Origin of the sequence: Dyadobacter diqingensis, assembly GCF_024220585.1 — a bacterium.
In the GTDB taxonomy this organism is placed as follows: Bacteria; Bacteroidota; Bacteroidia; order Cytophagales; family Spirosomataceae; genus Dyadobacter; species Dyadobacter diqingensis.
Genome location: NZ_JAMXKF010000002.1, coordinates 653108 through 668548 on the forward strand (window position 1 = coordinate 653108; position 15441 = coordinate 668548).

At 41.6% G+C, this 15441-nt stretch carries 11 protein-coding genes; 4 read left to right on the forward strand and 7 right to left on the reverse strand.

Annotated features, from left to right (window positions below):
* Nucleotides 1-129 precede the first annotated feature (129 nt).
* Nucleotides 130-315, reverse strand: coding sequence for a hypothetical protein (locus M1L62_RS08250; protein WP_254412558.1), 186 nt, complete (start codon nt 313-315; stop codon nt 130-132).
* 550 nt (nt 316-865) lie between these two features.
* Here M1L62_RS08250 and M1L62_RS08255 point away from each other — a divergent pair.
* The 4 genes from M1L62_RS08255 to M1L62_RS08270 all read left to right on the forward strand — a co-directional run bounded on the left by M1L62_RS08255 (nt 866) and on the right by M1L62_RS08270 (nt 4426).
* Nucleotides 866-1852: a helix-turn-helix transcriptional regulator gene (locus M1L62_RS08255; RefSeq protein ID WP_254412559.1), complete on the forward strand. Its 987-nt coding sequence runs from the start codon at nt 866-868 to the stop codon at nt 1850-1852.
* Between the two features lie 13 nt (nt 1853-1865).
* The gene (locus M1L62_RS08260; protein ID WP_254412560.1) at nt 1866-2261 is read left to right on the forward strand and encodes a response regulator; all 396 of its coding nucleotides are present in this window, start codon (nt 1866-1868) and stop codon (nt 2259-2261) included.
* 242 nt (nt 2262-2503) lie between these two features.
* Entirely contained in the window at nt 2504-4093 is a 1590-nt protein-coding gene (locus M1L62_RS08265; protein WP_254412561.1) for an ABC-F family ATP-binding cassette domain-containing protein, read from the forward strand.
* A gap of 102 nt (nt 4094-4195) precedes the next feature.
* Complete coding sequence (locus M1L62_RS08270) at nt 4196-4426, forward strand: hypothetical protein (protein WP_254412562.1); 231 nt, start codon at nt 4196-4198, stop codon at nt 4424-4426.
* A 13-nt stretch (nt 4427-4439) separates the two neighbouring features.
* Here the strand turns inward: M1L62_RS08270 and M1L62_RS08275 are convergent, their stop codons facing one another.
* From M1L62_RS08275 to M1L62_RS08300, 6 genes are all read right to left on the reverse strand, one after another.
* Nucleotides 4440-5870 carry a serine hydrolase gene (locus tag M1L62_RS08275; RefSeq protein WP_254412563.1) on the reverse strand — a complete coding sequence of 477 codons (1431 nt, stop codon included), beginning with the start codon at nt 5868-5870 and terminating at the stop codon, nt 4440-4442.
* 138 nt (nt 5871-6008) lie between these two features.
* A complete protein-coding gene (locus M1L62_RS08280; RefSeq protein ID WP_254412564.1) occupies nt 6009-7127 on the reverse strand; it encodes an ATP-binding protein in 1119 nt (372 codons plus the stop codon).
* Between the two features lie 263 nt (nt 7128-7390).
* Entirely contained in the window at nt 7391-9154 is a 1764-nt protein-coding gene (locus M1L62_RS08285) for a RagB/SusD family nutrient uptake outer membrane protein (RefSeq protein WP_254412565.1), read from the reverse strand.
* An 11-nt stretch (nt 9155-9165) separates the two neighbouring features.
* A complete protein-coding gene (locus M1L62_RS08290; RefSeq protein ID WP_254412566.1) occupies nt 9166-12765 on the reverse strand; it encodes a SusC/RagA family TonB-linked outer membrane protein in 3600 nt (1199 codons plus the stop codon).
* Nucleotides 12766-12975: 210 nt separating this feature from the next.
* Nucleotides 12976-14172: a FecR family protein gene (locus M1L62_RS08295; protein ID WP_254412567.1), complete on the reverse strand. Its 1197-nt coding sequence runs from the start codon at nt 14170-14172 to the stop codon at nt 12976-12978.
* Between the two features lie 152 nt (nt 14173-14324).
* Nucleotides 14325-14909 carry an RNA polymerase sigma factor gene (locus tag M1L62_RS08300; protein WP_254412568.1) on the reverse strand — a complete coding sequence of 195 codons (585 nt, stop codon included), beginning with the start codon at nt 14907-14909 and terminating at the stop codon, nt 14325-14327.
* Nucleotides 14910-15441 lie beyond the last annotated feature (532 nt).

The window sequence follows — 15441 nt, forward strand, 5'->3', positions numbered from 1 at the left end:
TTATGTTGGGGCTATAACGCCCATTCTCCCCCTCACTTCTCAAAACTAATAAAATAGTTATTTTATTGTAGCCAGCATCCGTCCAAGTAATAATACTTTGGTGTAGGCATAAAAAATAATATATTTACTCTAAACTACTGACAACCAAACCATAGACAACATGGCCATCGCATTGATCATTTCCGGTTTTGTGTTAATCTGGTATTCCGCCAGAGAGCTCCGCAAGGACAAGCCCAACTGGCCCAGGGTTGCAAATAACGTACTGTTTTGGCCTCTACTTCCTTTGTTTTCCTGGTTGTTTTCTGAAAAAGACATCAACAAATAGGCGTAAATCTGTGTTTGATCAAAGATTCTATCCCTGAACTATGTGCCGGAATCGGAGATAATCCGTAAAATATTCAGCCCTTCTGTTAAACAAAACAAATACTGAAAACGCAGAACCGACCAATGTTTGCAAATTTCACAATGGCTTCGGGCGTAGTCATCTGATGCGGTTATAACCTGAAAACCATCTGAATTTCCTGCGTTCCCGGCCAGGGCAATCACAATTATTCCAAAAACGGTTACATTTTTCCACCCATAATTTCTTCAATATAACCTTCGGTTATAAACATTGATTATTTACTAGTAATCAATTACTTACAAAAACACATATTAGGAAAAATTATATTTTTTCTTCAATATAAACTAAACAATCTGCCGATATTAAGAAAATCATGCTTTAAGTGGGCTTATCAGGGAGTCTTTAAGTCTTTTTAAAGCCGTTTAATTCTGTAAAATTGCCGGTCTTAAAACCATACGTTGTAAAAAAAGCTATATGTGGTACCGGGAATTGTGAATGATTCCATAAGGTACTGCAATTTCCATGGAAGAGAAATTTCAAAAGGTAATCCTTAAAAGAATGGAGCCTGTTCAGTATGTCAAACATTTAAAAATGCACCCTGGTAGATTCCATTCGACTAAAAAAGATTACCTCTCTGACAGCCAATACGATTGGTCCGAAATATTTTATCAGCAGATCAACAAAGGATTTTGGGTATTTTCTCTGGAAACGGAAGAAAAGGCTGACACCTGTTACGTTTATCAACCTAAGAACGCCACGAACCAATACTTTTCGATCAATTATTATGAAGCAAGGAATTCATTTGGCTATCAGCTTGGCGAAGAAATCAAATGGAATAAAAATATCACTATTTTTAGCGGTCCTACCACGACTTACAAAATTTATATCCGAAAAAAATCGCCGGTCAAGTGTTATCGTCTTGTCTTCTCAGGCCGGTATCTAAAAAAATTCCTGAATTTTTCTGCACCTGATTCGAGACTTTTCCAACCGAGTCAGATTATTTCCACCGGAAAAGGAGATCTGGTAAGGAACACGCATGAAATCGAAACCATGGCCCTTCAAAAGCTTCACTATCTGTTAAGACAAAATCGTTCTAACTTTAACTATAACCTTTCGCTCACAGCCAATACCCTTGACATTACAGATTTGTTTTTTAAAATTTCCTCTACCGAATCGACCTCTGCCCGGGGGCTCAGAGCCGATGAAGAGTTAATGGCCCGGATTATTACCCAGCTTGAAAGACAAATACAAAACAAGTTTCCGGGCATCAATGCGCTGGCAGCTGATTTTTACATTTCTCCTACCAAACTTAAAAATAGTTTTAAGAGAATTTATCAAATGACTCCGCTGGTATATTTTCGAAAACTTCAAATGATATATGCCATTGAAGTTTTAAAAAGGAAAGAAATGACGGTCAAAGAACTGGCAATGGCGCTGGGATTTAAAAAATCAAGTACCTTTTCTGTCTGGTTTAGAAGATATACCGGAAAACTCCCTCATGAATTATAAACTCAACTTATAGATGAAAAAAGAACCCTCTCGTTTTGTAGCCATCGTTGACGACAGCCCTCTTGCCCGTCATGCGACCAAATACGTCTTATCCTCAAACAATATTGCCATTGCATTTACCAGTGAAAACGGGAAAGAATGTATTGACAAATTAACCGAAGTTTCTCAGAAACCGGACATCATACTTCTCGATCTGGAAATGCCTGTCATGAATGGTTTTCAAACGGCTGTTATTGTAAAGAGCCAATGGCCGGAAATTAAAATCATTGCTCTTTCGGGGAGTGATGATCGCGAAAGCATTAGCAAAAGTCTGGCAGCAGGCGCGGATTATTTCCTGTCCAAACATAGAGAACCGGCTGCACTTGTCGATCTCATTTACTCGATATTTGAAGAGATATCGTTACAATAAAAATTTCTGATCATAGAGTATTTAACAGCACAGGGTGGCAAACCCTATGCTGTTAAATTCCTAAACATCGCTCCCAAAACCTCATACTCCTTCCGCAAGCCCCTACCTGACTTCGAAAAAATTACTATATTTGCATTCCAAATTCAAAGAGCAGGCATTATGTGAAATACAGTTTCTTTCAGACAAAAAATTAAATAGGGGCGATCACGTCTCCTGTGACTATTCATTTTAAGAAAGAAATAATGCTTATTTTACAAAATATAACCTATATCCATCCGGATAGGGATTTGCTGTTTGAAAACATCAGTCTCAATGTCCGTAAACAAGATAAAATTGCCTTAATTGGCAATAACGGGTCAGGAAAATCTACACTCCTGAAAATATTGGCCGGGCTTTTACAACCTTCCGACGGACTTGTCAAAACAGAGGATGTCCCCTATTATGTCCCGCAGATTTTTGGACAATTCAATGACTATACCATTGCCAAAGCTTTAAGGATTGAGGATAAACTCATGGCATTGGAGCACATACTGGATGGCCATGTAACGGAAGAAAACCTTGCGCTGCTTGACGATGACTGGACAATTTCGGAAAGGTGCAGCGAGGCGTTGTCTCAATGGAAGCTTGATGATCTGGATCTGACACAAAAAATGGAGACGCTGAGTGGTGGACAAAAGACCAAGGTTTTCCTTGCCGGCATCACGATTCACCAGCCAAAAATCGTCTTACTGGATGAACCCAGCAATCATTTGGACCTGCAAAGCAGAAACCTTCTTTATGATTATATCAGGTTCACATCCAATACGCTGCTGGTCGTAAGCCACGACAGAACATTGTTAAACCTGCTTAATACAGTTTGTGAGCTGGGTAAACGTGGCATAACCGTTTATGGCGGTAACTACGACTTTTATACCGAGCAGAAAAAAATCGAAAGTGATGCGTTGAATCAGGATTTAAAAAGTAAGGAGAAGGCGCTTCGTAAGGCAAAAGAGATAGAAAGGGAGTCGTTGGAACGGCAGCAAAAACTGGATGCGCGCGGGAAGAAAAAACAGGAAAAGGCAGGGTTGCCGACCATTTCCATGAACACATTCAGAAACAACGCCGAAAAAAGCACTTCCCGCATGAAAGATGTCCATTCCGGAAAGGTCGATGCCATTTCACATGAATTGAGCCAGCTGCGAAAGGAATTACCTGACGTGGATAAAATGAAATTCGGTTTCGACGATTCCACATTGCATAAAGGAAAAATACTGATTACAGCGGAGAGCATTAATGCCGGATATGGTCAGCAATTGCTGTGGAACAAATCGCTTAACTTCCAGATTTTAAGCGGAGAACGCATTGTAATCAAAGGTTTTAACGGTTCAGGTAAAACGACGCTGATCAAAATGATGCTCGGCAGCTTGCAGCCAAAAACCGGTATTATCCATCGGGCCGATATGCGCGCAATTTATATTGATCAGGATTACTCGCTGATTGCTAATCATCTCAGTGTTTATCAGCAGGCGCAGCAGTTTAATTCCGGCGCTTTGCAGGAGCATGATGTAAAAATCAGGCTTAACCGGTTTTTGTTTGCAAAAAACGATTGGGATAAATCCTGTATCAGTCTGAGCGGAGGTGAGAAAATGCGGTTAATATTGTGTTGCCTGACCATAGCCCATCAGGCTCCGGACATGATTATCCTGGACGAACCGACCAACAATCTGGATATTCAAAACATTGAAATTCTGACCTCTGCTGTCAACGAATATGAGGGTACATTACTCGTGGTGTCTCACGATACATATTTTTTACAACAGATTAATGTTGAACGTGTTATTGATCTTGGTTAAAATAACAAAACTCCCGACAGATCAAAATTTAATATCTGTTGGGAGTTTTGCCATTCGTTCGCTATTTTGCCCGTCAAACCCTCTAACGTTTACATCACGAATATGATCAAAAAATTTCCGCTGACAACATTGATTATCATTGCATTTACACTAACACCATTTCTTGCTCTTGCCAATACCAACGCACAACAAACAGTGGTCAACAATGGTATTGGACTCGGTTCTGCCATTGCCGTAGCCATTTCCTGGTCAGAAAACAGATCCATCATGTGGGCCATCATCCATGGTATTTTTAGCTGGCTTTATGTGATTTACTACGCTCTGAACCGCTGAAAAACATTTGATTTTATTCTTTCAAATGCAACATCCTCTTTGTGTTAGGGGCAAGCAGTATTATACTTTCCACTTTCCCCTGGATGTTTCTGATAAATTTTATTTTATTCGCTGAATTTGTTAAAAAGAATGTGTCGGGTGATTCAGGAAATATATGCTGTTCCAACATATCGCCTACCTTCATGCAAAGACCATTGCCTACCATTCTGATTTTCGTTTCAGGAAAATCTGTATCGGCAGAAATGTAGGTACCCTGCAAAGACAGAAGTTCTTTCTTGTCCAAAACAATACTCTTTTGCATAATAATCGGATCCGGCAAGGTGTAAGTTTCATCTTCCAGAATCTGGTCAATGGAGTCCATTACATCCATTATCTGTATTGACTCTTTAACATTTGTCAGCAAAATAACGGTCTGTTGTTTGGATACCTTTCTTACAATAAGCGTATTGTATCCTCCATAATTCCCCAAGCCAAAAACATCATTATTTCCTGGTATATTGGATAATAACTGCCAGCCAAAAACACTAGGCAACCCCAATTCCGATCTTATAATTTCCACTGAATTATCAAATTTCACGGGAGAAAATGCCTCTTTTTTTGTGGCCTCGCTTACCAGTATGTTCATTGACAACGCCTGATCCCATTTATAAAGATCACCTAAGTTGCTGCTGATGCCGTAGGCGCCGTTTACATTGGCCAGGTAGGACACATATAGTTCCAGACTATCTGCTTTTACAAACCGGTTTTTATCCGCATCCCACAAATAATCATTAGCATAATTGGCTCGCTTTTGGGCAACGTATCTTGTAGACACGAAAGTCTTAATCATCCCGGCAGGCAAAAAGATATTTTGATAACTATATTCAGAGAACGAAACGCCCGAAATTTTTTCGATTATACTTGCAAGAATCAGATAATTCGTATTGGAGTAAAGGAATTTCGATCCCGGCCGATGAACAATTGTGCGATACTTTACCGGTAGTATTTTCAGAATATCAATATTGGAATTGTGTTTGGTAACGTCTATTTCCTTGTCACTCCAACCCATAAAATCAGGAATCCCGGATGTGTGGGTCAGAAGGTGACGAATTGAAACACCGGAATAAGGAAGATCCGGAAAAAATTTACGCAAAGAATCATCATAAGAAAGTACTCCCTTTTCTTTCAGCTGCATAATTCCCATCGCAGTAAAACCTTTCGACACCGAAGCCAGTTCAAAAACAGATTCCGTTGTCAAAAACCGGTCTGTTTCCTTATCTGCAAAACCATAAGCCCTTTCGAAAAGAATTTTACCCTTTTCGGCAACCAGCACGCAACCGTTGAAATTGTTTCGGGCATCCAGCGTGTCAAAAAGCCTTTGTAAATTTGCTGCCTTATCCTGTGCCATCAGGCCGGTCGAAAAAATCAAACAGGTGAGGTTGATTAAAAATATTCTTAACGTCATGCTACATCATTTGTTTTAACTAAGACTTGTCATTTTAATATTTACTCCAAGATCGCCGGAGGAATTTCCTTATATTTTTCGAAAAATCAGAAGTATAGTAATCCCATTGGAGCCGGAGATATGAATAGGATTAACCGTCTACAATAAAATATCTTCGATATTGTCCGGCGAAACAACCAATGTTTTGGCACCAATATAATTGTCAGTAAAGGTTTGCGAAAAACGGACTTTTTCTCTCTTGCTCCATTTAAATTCATACGCTTCCAGCGTATCTCCGTGGTCCTCAATCAGGTCAATTTCCTGCTGCTGTGTCGTCCGCCAGAAATAAGAAGTTACATCAATATTGTTATAGTGCAAAAATTTCATTCGCTCAGAAATAATGAAATTTTCCCATAAAGCACCGACATCGGTTCTGGATTGTACCGGTTTAAAATTATTGATAATGGCATTTAGAATACCGTTGTCATAAAAGTATACCTTCTTCCCTTTTTTAATTTCGTTTCGTACGTTGCGGTTCAGCGCGGGCAGGCGGAAAACAACATAGGTTTTCTCCAATAAATCAATATATTTATCGACCGTTTTTGCATCACTCCCAATGGTTTGCCCGATCTCCTGATAGCTGATCTCACTTCCAACTTGTAAAGCAAGCGCCTTTAATAACTTTTCAAGAATAACCGGCTTTTTGATCTGCTCCAACATCAACAAATCTTTATACAAATAACTGCTTGCCAAAAGCTTTAACAGTTCAGCTTCTTCACCTGGCTTTGTAACAATTTCAGGATAACAGCCGTAAATCATCCGGTGTTCCAACAGCCTTTTCTCTCCGATTAATCCATTCTTCCCGACCATTTCCGAAAAACTTAACGGATAAAGCATAAACTCATATTTACGCCCTGTCAGAGGTTCATTCACCTGACTGGATAATTCAAATGCAGAAGAACCGGTGGCGATAACCTGAACGTCTTTGATCTGGTCGGTAAACAATTTAAGTGTAAGACCAATGTTAGGTATGCGCTGAGCTTCATCGATAAAGAGGATATTCTTGTTGCCCACAACCAAACGTAATTTTGCTGCGGTCGTGTTGGTGAGAATTTCCCTGACATCGGCATCATCACCGTTGAGATAAAGATGATCTCTGCCAGCCAATACGGATTCCACCAAAGTAGATTTTCCGGATTGGCGGGGACCGAAAAGTAAAATAGCCTTTCCTTTAAAAAGTCGTTGTTCGATCTTATTTTGGAGCAGTCTTGTTATCATAACATTGTATCTTAATATCAAATATACATAATACTACGGGATTGTAATCCGGAAATATCATAATATTACAGGATTACAATCCCGAAATATTATAATATCATCAAGAACAACATTGCAAAAACGTATCATAACGAACAATAAAATACCAATCAAACTACTGAATATCAAACAAATAATACCAATACATAACATAAAAAAAATCGCTTCTCTTTCAAACAAGTCGAAAGAGAAGCGATTTTATCGGCTTTATTGAGAGACTGACGTTACTCCAATGTCGGGTTAAAGGTACCGCCCCAATCCTTGTTTTGCGTCAGGCTTTTGTTTCTGTCAAGCAAATCCTGCTGTATCGGAAAGAAATAATATTTATCCGGCACGACATTCACTTTCACACCGGAACGCGGAACCTGAAGAACGCTGTATTTAAAATCCGACTCGACAAGTTCATACTTATCCGCTTTGGTCCGGGCGTCGCCAATTGGCATATCCTGGCCATTAGGTAACACCGCAATGGCTTCAACACCATGTTTGGTAGTTCCGTCCAGGCGGTTCAGCATACGCAGCCGACGCAGATCCCAGAAACGGTGTCCCTCGAAACTGAATTCAATATTACGTTCTGATAAGATGGTCTCACGCATTTCAGCACGCGTTTTTGCAGTAATTCCATAGTTCCCATCCGTTCCAGGCTCTATGCCTGCGCGTTTGCGGATCTGTTTGAGGATATCGAGTGCCTCATCCATTTTTCCGGTTTCATTGGCCGTTTCTGCATAATTGATCATGACTTCGGCAAAACGCATGAGTACATAATCCACGTCATATTGCTGCACTTCCGCCTGAGCCAGTTTCAAAAGACTGTTTTTCAGGATAAAAAATCCGGTGTAACGGTCGAGGTTAGTAGAGTTAACACCAGCCTTGGGATTCACTCCAAAATCATCCAGTTCATGAGCAATTCCAAGTGCGGTGTACTGGCGTTTCCCTGATTTTCCCGAAACTTCATATACTTTACCGTTCCAGACAATGGATTTGTTAAAACGCGGATCCCTGTCTTTCCAGAACGTTTGCAAAAGCTCCGCTTCTGATTTTGAATACTTCCCGGTTGGATCGTTAAACATTTTTCCATCTTTCATCGGAAACTCCTTCAAATATTCCCAGGTAGGAACAGACGAAGCAGGTCCACGGCTTTCGGATCCCGGTCGCACACCGTTATCCCAGCCAGCCACTTTGTTCGGATAAGAATTAATCACCGTAAAAATTGACTCCGGCCCCCGTTCAACCAGGGCAACATCCTCATAATTAGCGGCCAGCGCATAACCTTGTGATTTCAAATCCTCATAGGCCCTTTTATTAACAGCATAAGCATCAGCCCAATATTGATTGTCCCAGGGCTTGGAAGGATTAAACTGCGGGGATGCTTTCAATAACAAAACTTTTGCTTTGAACGCCAACGCGAAATTCCGGTCAATTTTGCCAAAATCCTTCGAGCTGGTTGTAATGCGGGCAGGTAATTTTGCTATGGCCTCATCAAGATCTTTGACGATCAGATCAAAACACTCTTTTGTGGAATTTCTTGGCACAAAAAGGTCGTCTTCGTAACGATCCTGCGGGACCGTAATATAGGGCACGCCGCCGTGATAACGAACCATGTCAAAATAAGTAAATGCACGCATGAAGAGTGCCTGAGCAGTGATATTTCCTTTCACAACATCAGAAAGCTTACCGCTGTTTACATCAACAATGGCCTGATTAATAAGACGGATCCGGCCGTAATTCCACAGTTTGAACTCGCCGTTGGTAATCGTGATCCGGTCTGAGTAAAACGGAATGCCCGCAAGCTGCTGACTAAATGCATCCGCGCCGGTATTCCAGTTTCCAAACATCGGATACAGATTGGCCATGTAGGCATTGGCAAGATTTTCGTCGTTCCAGACAAGTTCCGGGTTATAGTTGTTAATATCTTCGATATCCAGAACGTCGTGACAGGATGATAAAAAACCTGTTAAACAGATTATTAGATAGAGTATCTTTTTCATATCGTTATTTCCTAAAATTTAAAGTCTAAACCCACAGTAAATGTTTTCATGATCGGAAACGAATCGTAGTTTTTCTGCTCCGGATCGTGAAACTCTTTCACTTTCGACACTGAAAATAAATTGGTACCATTCAAGAAGATCTGGGTACTGGAAAGTTTCAGTCGGGAAGTCCAGGCCTTGGGCAGATTGTATGCAATGTTCAAAACTTTAAGTCGTAGATAAGCGCCGTTTCTGATCCAGAATGAAGTGGCCTCCGAACCCGATTCATACCAGTTTTGGCCGACAGGCCGCGGGTATTTTGCACCGGTATTCTCGGGAGTCCATACATCAGAAGCCCAAATCGGATAATAAGGACGAACCGTGCCACCATGCTGCCTCATCCCCGCACCTTCCTGATTGCTGATAATCCGGTCATAGGCACCCACACCCTGGAAAAGCGAATTAATCGAAAATCCTTTGTAGGAAATGTTCAACCCAAAACCATAATTGATCCGGGGAGCGCCATTATTGGACAATACCTGTCTGTCGTTACCATCTATTTTCCCGTCAGGCCCTGCCGAATAGCCGTCACCTCTTACGTCTTCAAAATAGAGGCCGCCAAGATAAGGTGTCCGTCCAAACTGTTTTAACCCACTCGCAAGAATGCCGTCAAGCTGATCCTGCGTGCGAACCATACCCATTGTACGTAAACCCAGAATACGGTTAGCCGGATGCCCAACCTTGCTTTCAAAATGACGGTTGCCACCTTCCTTATAAGCCGCTCCTTCATCAATGATATCCCAGCGGTCAATGGCATAACCGATATTCGCCGTCACCGAATAGTTGACCTTGTTGTCAATGGCCTTATCGCGCCACTCCACAAAAAGCTCTCCGCCTCTCCATGATCTTGCAGCATAATTTTCAGGAGCCAGACTCTGTCCGTAATTGTCGGGAAGTGTCACCAGTCTTGAACCCAGAATATTTTTTTCCTTTTTAAGGAAAACATCAAGTGTTCCGTTCAACCGGTTTTTAAGCATTCCAAAATCAAGTCCAACGTTGTAGGTTGTTGAAGTCGCCCATGTTAGATTTTTATTGGGTGTCGCTCCCGGAGCTATGCTTTGATATAATTTGTCTCCAAAAATATACCCTCCCGAATTCGAATAAAGGTAATTGTAGCTAAACGCGCCTATTTTTTCGTTGTTAATATCTAAATCATTACCTGTGGTACCATAAGAAGCCCGCAGTTTAAGATCTTCAAGGAAGTTGGTTTTATCTTTCAGAAAAGCCTCTTCCGATATTCTCCATGCTGCTGAGACAGATGGAAAGAAACCCCATCTTTTTTCTTCCGGAAACAACGTGTTGCCATCATAACGGAACGAAAATTCGGCTATGTACCGGCTATCATAGTTGTAATTAAACCTTCCGATCCAGGAACGACGAGCACCCAGCTCTTCCCAGGCGTTCCCATTTCTTCGTTCTGTATCAGTCGAATACACAAATCCCTGATCATAAGAAGTAAGCGGATCTTCCAGTTGAGCGATTGCGCTATACCCCCCGTTTTGTGCCTGTTCAAAAACAATCAGCCCTTCAACACCGTGTTTTTTGAAAGTACGTGAGTAATTGGCAAACCAGTCAAACTGATAACTCCATCCGGTACTGATATTGTAATTCAAAAAAGGCTGGTTCTGACTGAAAGTAAAAATATTTGTTTTGCTCTCATCCGGAGCTGCGGGAACAAACCGGTTGCCATTGGCATCAGCTTGGTTGAAAACATAGTTTTTCTGATAGGTCAGATATTTTTTGCGCATGAAATCATCCGCCAAATAATTACCGACAATTTTGGTAGACAGCCCGGGAATCAGCTTATCAAGTTTGATATCCATCGATAGGATCGAGTTCATATTCCGTCTTCTGGTCTTGATATAACGGTCACCAATCACCTGATCAATAACACTCCATGCCTGCCAGCTTCCCATTGGGGTTTGTACGGGGTACTTTGTGACGTGATTCACCGGTGTTCCGTCCGCCTCTAAATAAAATGGGTAGGTTTTAGGCCAGTTGAAGGTCACACGATATAAATCCGATACGTCAAAATCATCTTCGCCGGTAAAGGGCCAGTAAAAACGGTCGTGATTTTGCTGGGTTGCCGAAACGTTCAGATTGACCTTGATATCATCCGTAATTTCCGCTGTAACGTTCGTACGCATGTTAAACTTATTGTGTTCAAGACTCTTGTAAGAACCTTCCTCTCCACGATAACTCAGCAGCGAGTAGTACGTTAGTTTTTTATCTCCGCCCGAAACGCTTAATGAATGCCTGTGACTGTAAGGGTTTTGCCATATAAAATCGTTAACGTTGTATTTTTTGTCTTTAAAATAATCAAATTCACGCTGCTTGTTTGGGATCGGCGTACCGTTGAACTGCGCTACCCGGTTTTGGTAAATCAGCTCATCCTCGGCCGTTGTAAGGTCAGAGAGCAGCGTTTGGGTTGGTCTGCCCGTCGTGTAATTTGATTGCAGGTTAAAGGTCGGTTTTTGTTTCACACCCGTTTTGGTGGTCACCATCACCACACCATTTCCCGCACGTGAGCCATAGATGGAAGCCGTAGCAGCATCCTTTAAAAAGCTAAGCTGGTCCACTTCCGCCGCTTCCAGCATATCAAATGCATCTCTGTCTCGTACAATTCCATCAATTACATAGAGCGGATCACCAAAACTACCCCGCATACGAATGGTTGACGAAGCGCCCGCAAGTCCGGAAGTATTGGTCACGTTCACACCCGGAGCACGTCCGGCAAGGGTATTGGAAAGATTCGAGGCTGCCTGCGTGTTCAATTCCGCAGCACTGACAGCCGTGATAGCGCCCGTAAGGTTTACTTTTTTCTGCGTTCCGTAACCAACAACAACCAGTTCCTGCAAACCTTTTATATCTGGCGAAAGGGAAATGTCAATAACAGACTTATTCCCAACCGTTACTTCCTGCGTATTAAATCCTACAAAACTAAACACCAAAACAGCATTGGCATTGGGTACCGAAAGCTGATACTTCCCGGAAATATCCGAAAGTGTACCAAGACTGGCCCCTTTGATCAATATACTGACCCCGGGCAGGCCACTCCCCTTTTCATCGGTCACTGTGCCGCTCACCTTAATTTCAGCAGGCTGAATTTTAAGCGGTTCAATGAATCTGGCCTCATCCGGAATTTTCCGCTGTATAACATCCTTTTTCCTGATGACAATCGTGTTGTCAACGATCTTGTAGGTTACCGGCAGGCCTTTAAAACACTCTTTCAGGGTTTGATCGATCGATGCATTTTTAAGCACTATACTCACATTAAGACTTTCAATATCATCAGTGTCATAAAAAAAGACATAACCCGTCTGTTTTTCGATTTTTTGAAGCACCCGCTCTATCGGTGCGTTCCGCTCGCTTATCGTGATCTGCTGACCAAACCCGGTCGCTTCCACACGGGCCAGGATCACGGTCAGAAAAAATGTAACGAGTTTCATTTGCATAATAAGCCGTTTTTTAACGTCCGGTGAAATCCTGATCTTCTTCCGGATGTTGTCAAGTCTTAATCCGGGAGACTGCGATGCACAGGGCATAGCTTTTCCATTAGGATGAAAATTCATACTTTTACAAGGTTTGAGTTAATACATTGATTGTGATTGTCCGATTACTTTCCCCGGTTAACGGGCAGGTTAACTCAGATTTGCCGTAGATGTGGTTCGAACACGTCTGCGGTTTTCTTTGTCAACTACTCCGGATTTTTAAGGACCTCGTAGTTTTCTATTCATAGGGTTCGGTTTGGTTTATAAAGGTTTAGCATAAATTATCTGTTGTTACGGCAGCACGACGATCCTTCCCGTCAATCCTTCCTTCTCCGTGGCTTCCATTCTGAAATTAACTCCGGCAAATTTTAGTATTTCCAGCATTTGCGAAGCGTTGGCGTTCCTGTGAATTTTGCCGGAAAATGTCTTCCTCGGCGTATTCGTTTCATACGTAACTTCGACGTTATACCAGCGTGAAACCTGGCGCATAACCATTTCCAGGCTAGTTTTCTGAAACTGAAACAGCCCGTTTTTCCAGGCAACCACCTCGTCTACATCAACCTGACTGACATGAAAATTTCCATCCGAAGCCATTACAGACTGGTCTCCGGGCTTCAGAGTCAGCTTGCCCGGCTTTGTCAGATTCCTTACGTTGACACTTCCTTCGAGCAGTGTGGTTTTAATTGCAGCCTCATCCTTGTAGGAATTCACATTAAAATGGGTACCGGTCACGAGAATTTCCTGTTTACCGCTAACATCAATAATGAATGGTTTGCGTCTATCCTTGGCTATTTCAAAATAACATTCGCCGGAAATACTCACCTTACGATCGCTGCCGGCAAAAAAAGTAGGAAAGCGCAACGACGATTTAGCATTAAGCCATACTTTGCTGCCATCGGGCAAAACGATTCTGTACTGTCCTCCGGCCGGAGTTGAAACCATATTCATTTGAGCGGGTTGCTCATCCTGAATATTTTTATCTTGGTGGCCATAAACGAGCTGTCCATCTGCGCTCTTGCTGATCGCAACCTTGCCCTGGTCCGCGATATGCCCGTTTGAAGCACTATCCAGGATGATCGAAGATCCGTCGGCCAGTGTAAGAATGGCCTTATCCTCTCCCGGGGTAAAATCAAGCGGAGTCGTTATCTGTTTTAAAGCAGTTTCCTGCTTTCTTTTATTCACTAAAAAAAATCCGGTACCCAGTGTTAGAAATATCAACACCGAAGCAGCGGCAGCAGTAAACCATGGCTTTTTCCATAACGGCAGGATTCTGGTTTCAGAAGCAGCCATTCTGTTCAAAAGGAAAGCTTCCATTTCAGAGCCCAGATCTTCTTTCTGCTGATCGGTATATTGATTGAGAATGCCGGGATTTTTATCCAGACTTTCATAATACGCTTCCAGCAACTGTATTTCCTCCGGCGTGGCAGTACCATCCAGATAGTTTTGTACCATTTTCAAAAAATCCTTTCTGCCGTCAAACTGATTCATAAGAGAGTCTGTAAAATATTTGGCACCAGCACTGAAAAAGCGATTCAGAGCGTGCTCAATTATCATGTACCGCAAAGTGCAGCAACTCCCAAATAATCTTTAAAAAAATTTATATTATTTTAAAACGGCCAAATTAACTGCTGATTAAACAATTAATCGAAGAGCATTGATAATGCCATAAACTCAAAAAACAAAATCTTTTTCAACTGAGAACGCAGCGTATGTGCCGCAGTGTTTAACTGATTTTGGACGGTTTTCTGAGAGATATCCAGTTGGCTGGCTATTTCGTAAGTTGGAAAATCATCCATGTAGTGAAGCAAAAATATTTCTCTGCGCTTTGGAGGCAGCGCCGCAATCCAAAATTTAAGTAAATCAAGGGCTTCGTTTTCAAGTATCCCCTCGTCTGTCTGGCAGGATGCAGCGAGTTTTTCTTCAAAATCATTTAAAAATCCACAGCTGTCAGATTGCCGGTTTACCTGTTTAAAAACCTGATATCTGGCCGCTGTGTGCAGATAGGCCTCAATATTTTCGATATTCACCTGCCCTCTCCGCTCCCATAGATCTGCGAAGATATTCTGAACAATATCCTGAGACTGTTCCAGATTCTGTAATCTTTTGTAGGCGGTATTAAAAAGGTTTTGCCAGTGTCTTCTGTACAGTTCCGTAAATGCCCGCTCATCTCCCCCCATCAGAAAGATGACCAATTCTTCATCACAAAACTTTCTGTACAATGTCATATTTATTTGCAAAAAACGAATATAGTCTAAAAACTGTAAAGGATAAATATTTGATCGTGTGTACGCCAACATTTTACTCCCGATACATCTTAACCTCCGGTTTTTATAGGTAAAAAATAAAATATTTCCGGGTTTACTTAATCTCAGAGTAAGTCAAAGCAAATTAACGTAGAATAAGCTACCTGCTTGTGATAAAACTGGGGATCAGCACCGCAAATACCTGATTCTATTAACAAGGCTGACATGGATACATTTCTTCCATAGGATGCTTCAAATTACCATGAAACATCAGGCAGCTTTTCAAAGTTAATCAGGTGAACGTCGATTTTTTGTCTTGTTTTTAAGTAATCCACGTAAGGATCATACACTGGTATTATGAGGGATTTACCAGATTGTTCCATGCAGAACTTATACCTGGCAAAATTTATCAAAATCAAGAAATTCAACCTTAAATCAGAAGGAAACGCCGCACTTCCAAATTCCCGCATATTTACCTACTTTTGTAACCGATCAACTCTTTTTCGTTTTTGTT

Excerpts from the sequence above, each read along its gene's own strand:
- M1L62_RS08250 (WP_254412558.1), bottom strand. The coding sequence starts at position 315 with ATGTCTTTTTCAGAAAACAACCAGGAAAACAAAGGAAGTAGAGGCCAA.
- M1L62_RS08255 (WP_254412559.1), top strand. The coding sequence starts at position 866 with ATGGAAGAGAAATTTCAAAAGGTAATCCTTAAAAGAATGGAGCCTGTT.
- M1L62_RS08260 (WP_254412560.1), top strand. The coding sequence starts at position 1,866 with ATGAAAAAAGAACCCTCTCGTTTTGTAGCCATCGTTGACGACAGCCCT.
- M1L62_RS08265 (WP_254412561.1), top strand. The coding sequence starts at position 2,504 with ATGCTTATTTTACAAAATATAACCTATATCCATCCGGATAGGGATTTG.
- M1L62_RS08270 (WP_254412562.1), top strand. The coding sequence starts at position 4,196 with ATGATCAAAAAATTTCCGCTGACAACATTGATTATCATTGCATTTACA.
- M1L62_RS08275 (WP_254412563.1), bottom strand. The coding sequence starts at position 5,870 with ATGACGTTAAGAATATTTTTAATCAACCTCACCTGTTTGATTTTTTCG.
- M1L62_RS08280 (WP_254412564.1), bottom strand. The coding sequence starts at position 7,127 with ATGATAACAAGACTGCTCCAAAATAAGATCGAACAACGACTTTTTAAA.
- M1L62_RS08285 (WP_254412565.1), bottom strand. The coding sequence starts at position 9,154 with ATGAAAAAGATACTCTATCTAATAATCTGTTTAACAGGTTTTTTATCA.
- M1L62_RS08290 (WP_254412566.1), bottom strand. The coding sequence starts at position 12,765 with ATGAATTTTCATCCTAATGGAAAAGCTATGCCCTGTGCATCGCAGTCT.
- M1L62_RS08295 (WP_254412567.1), bottom strand. The coding sequence starts at position 14,172 with ATGAATCAGTTTGACGGCAGAAAGGATTTTTTGAAAATGGTACAAAAC.
- M1L62_RS08300 (WP_254412568.1), bottom strand. The coding sequence starts at position 14,909 with ATGACATTGTACAGAAAGTTTTGTGATGAAGAATTGGTCATCTTTCTG.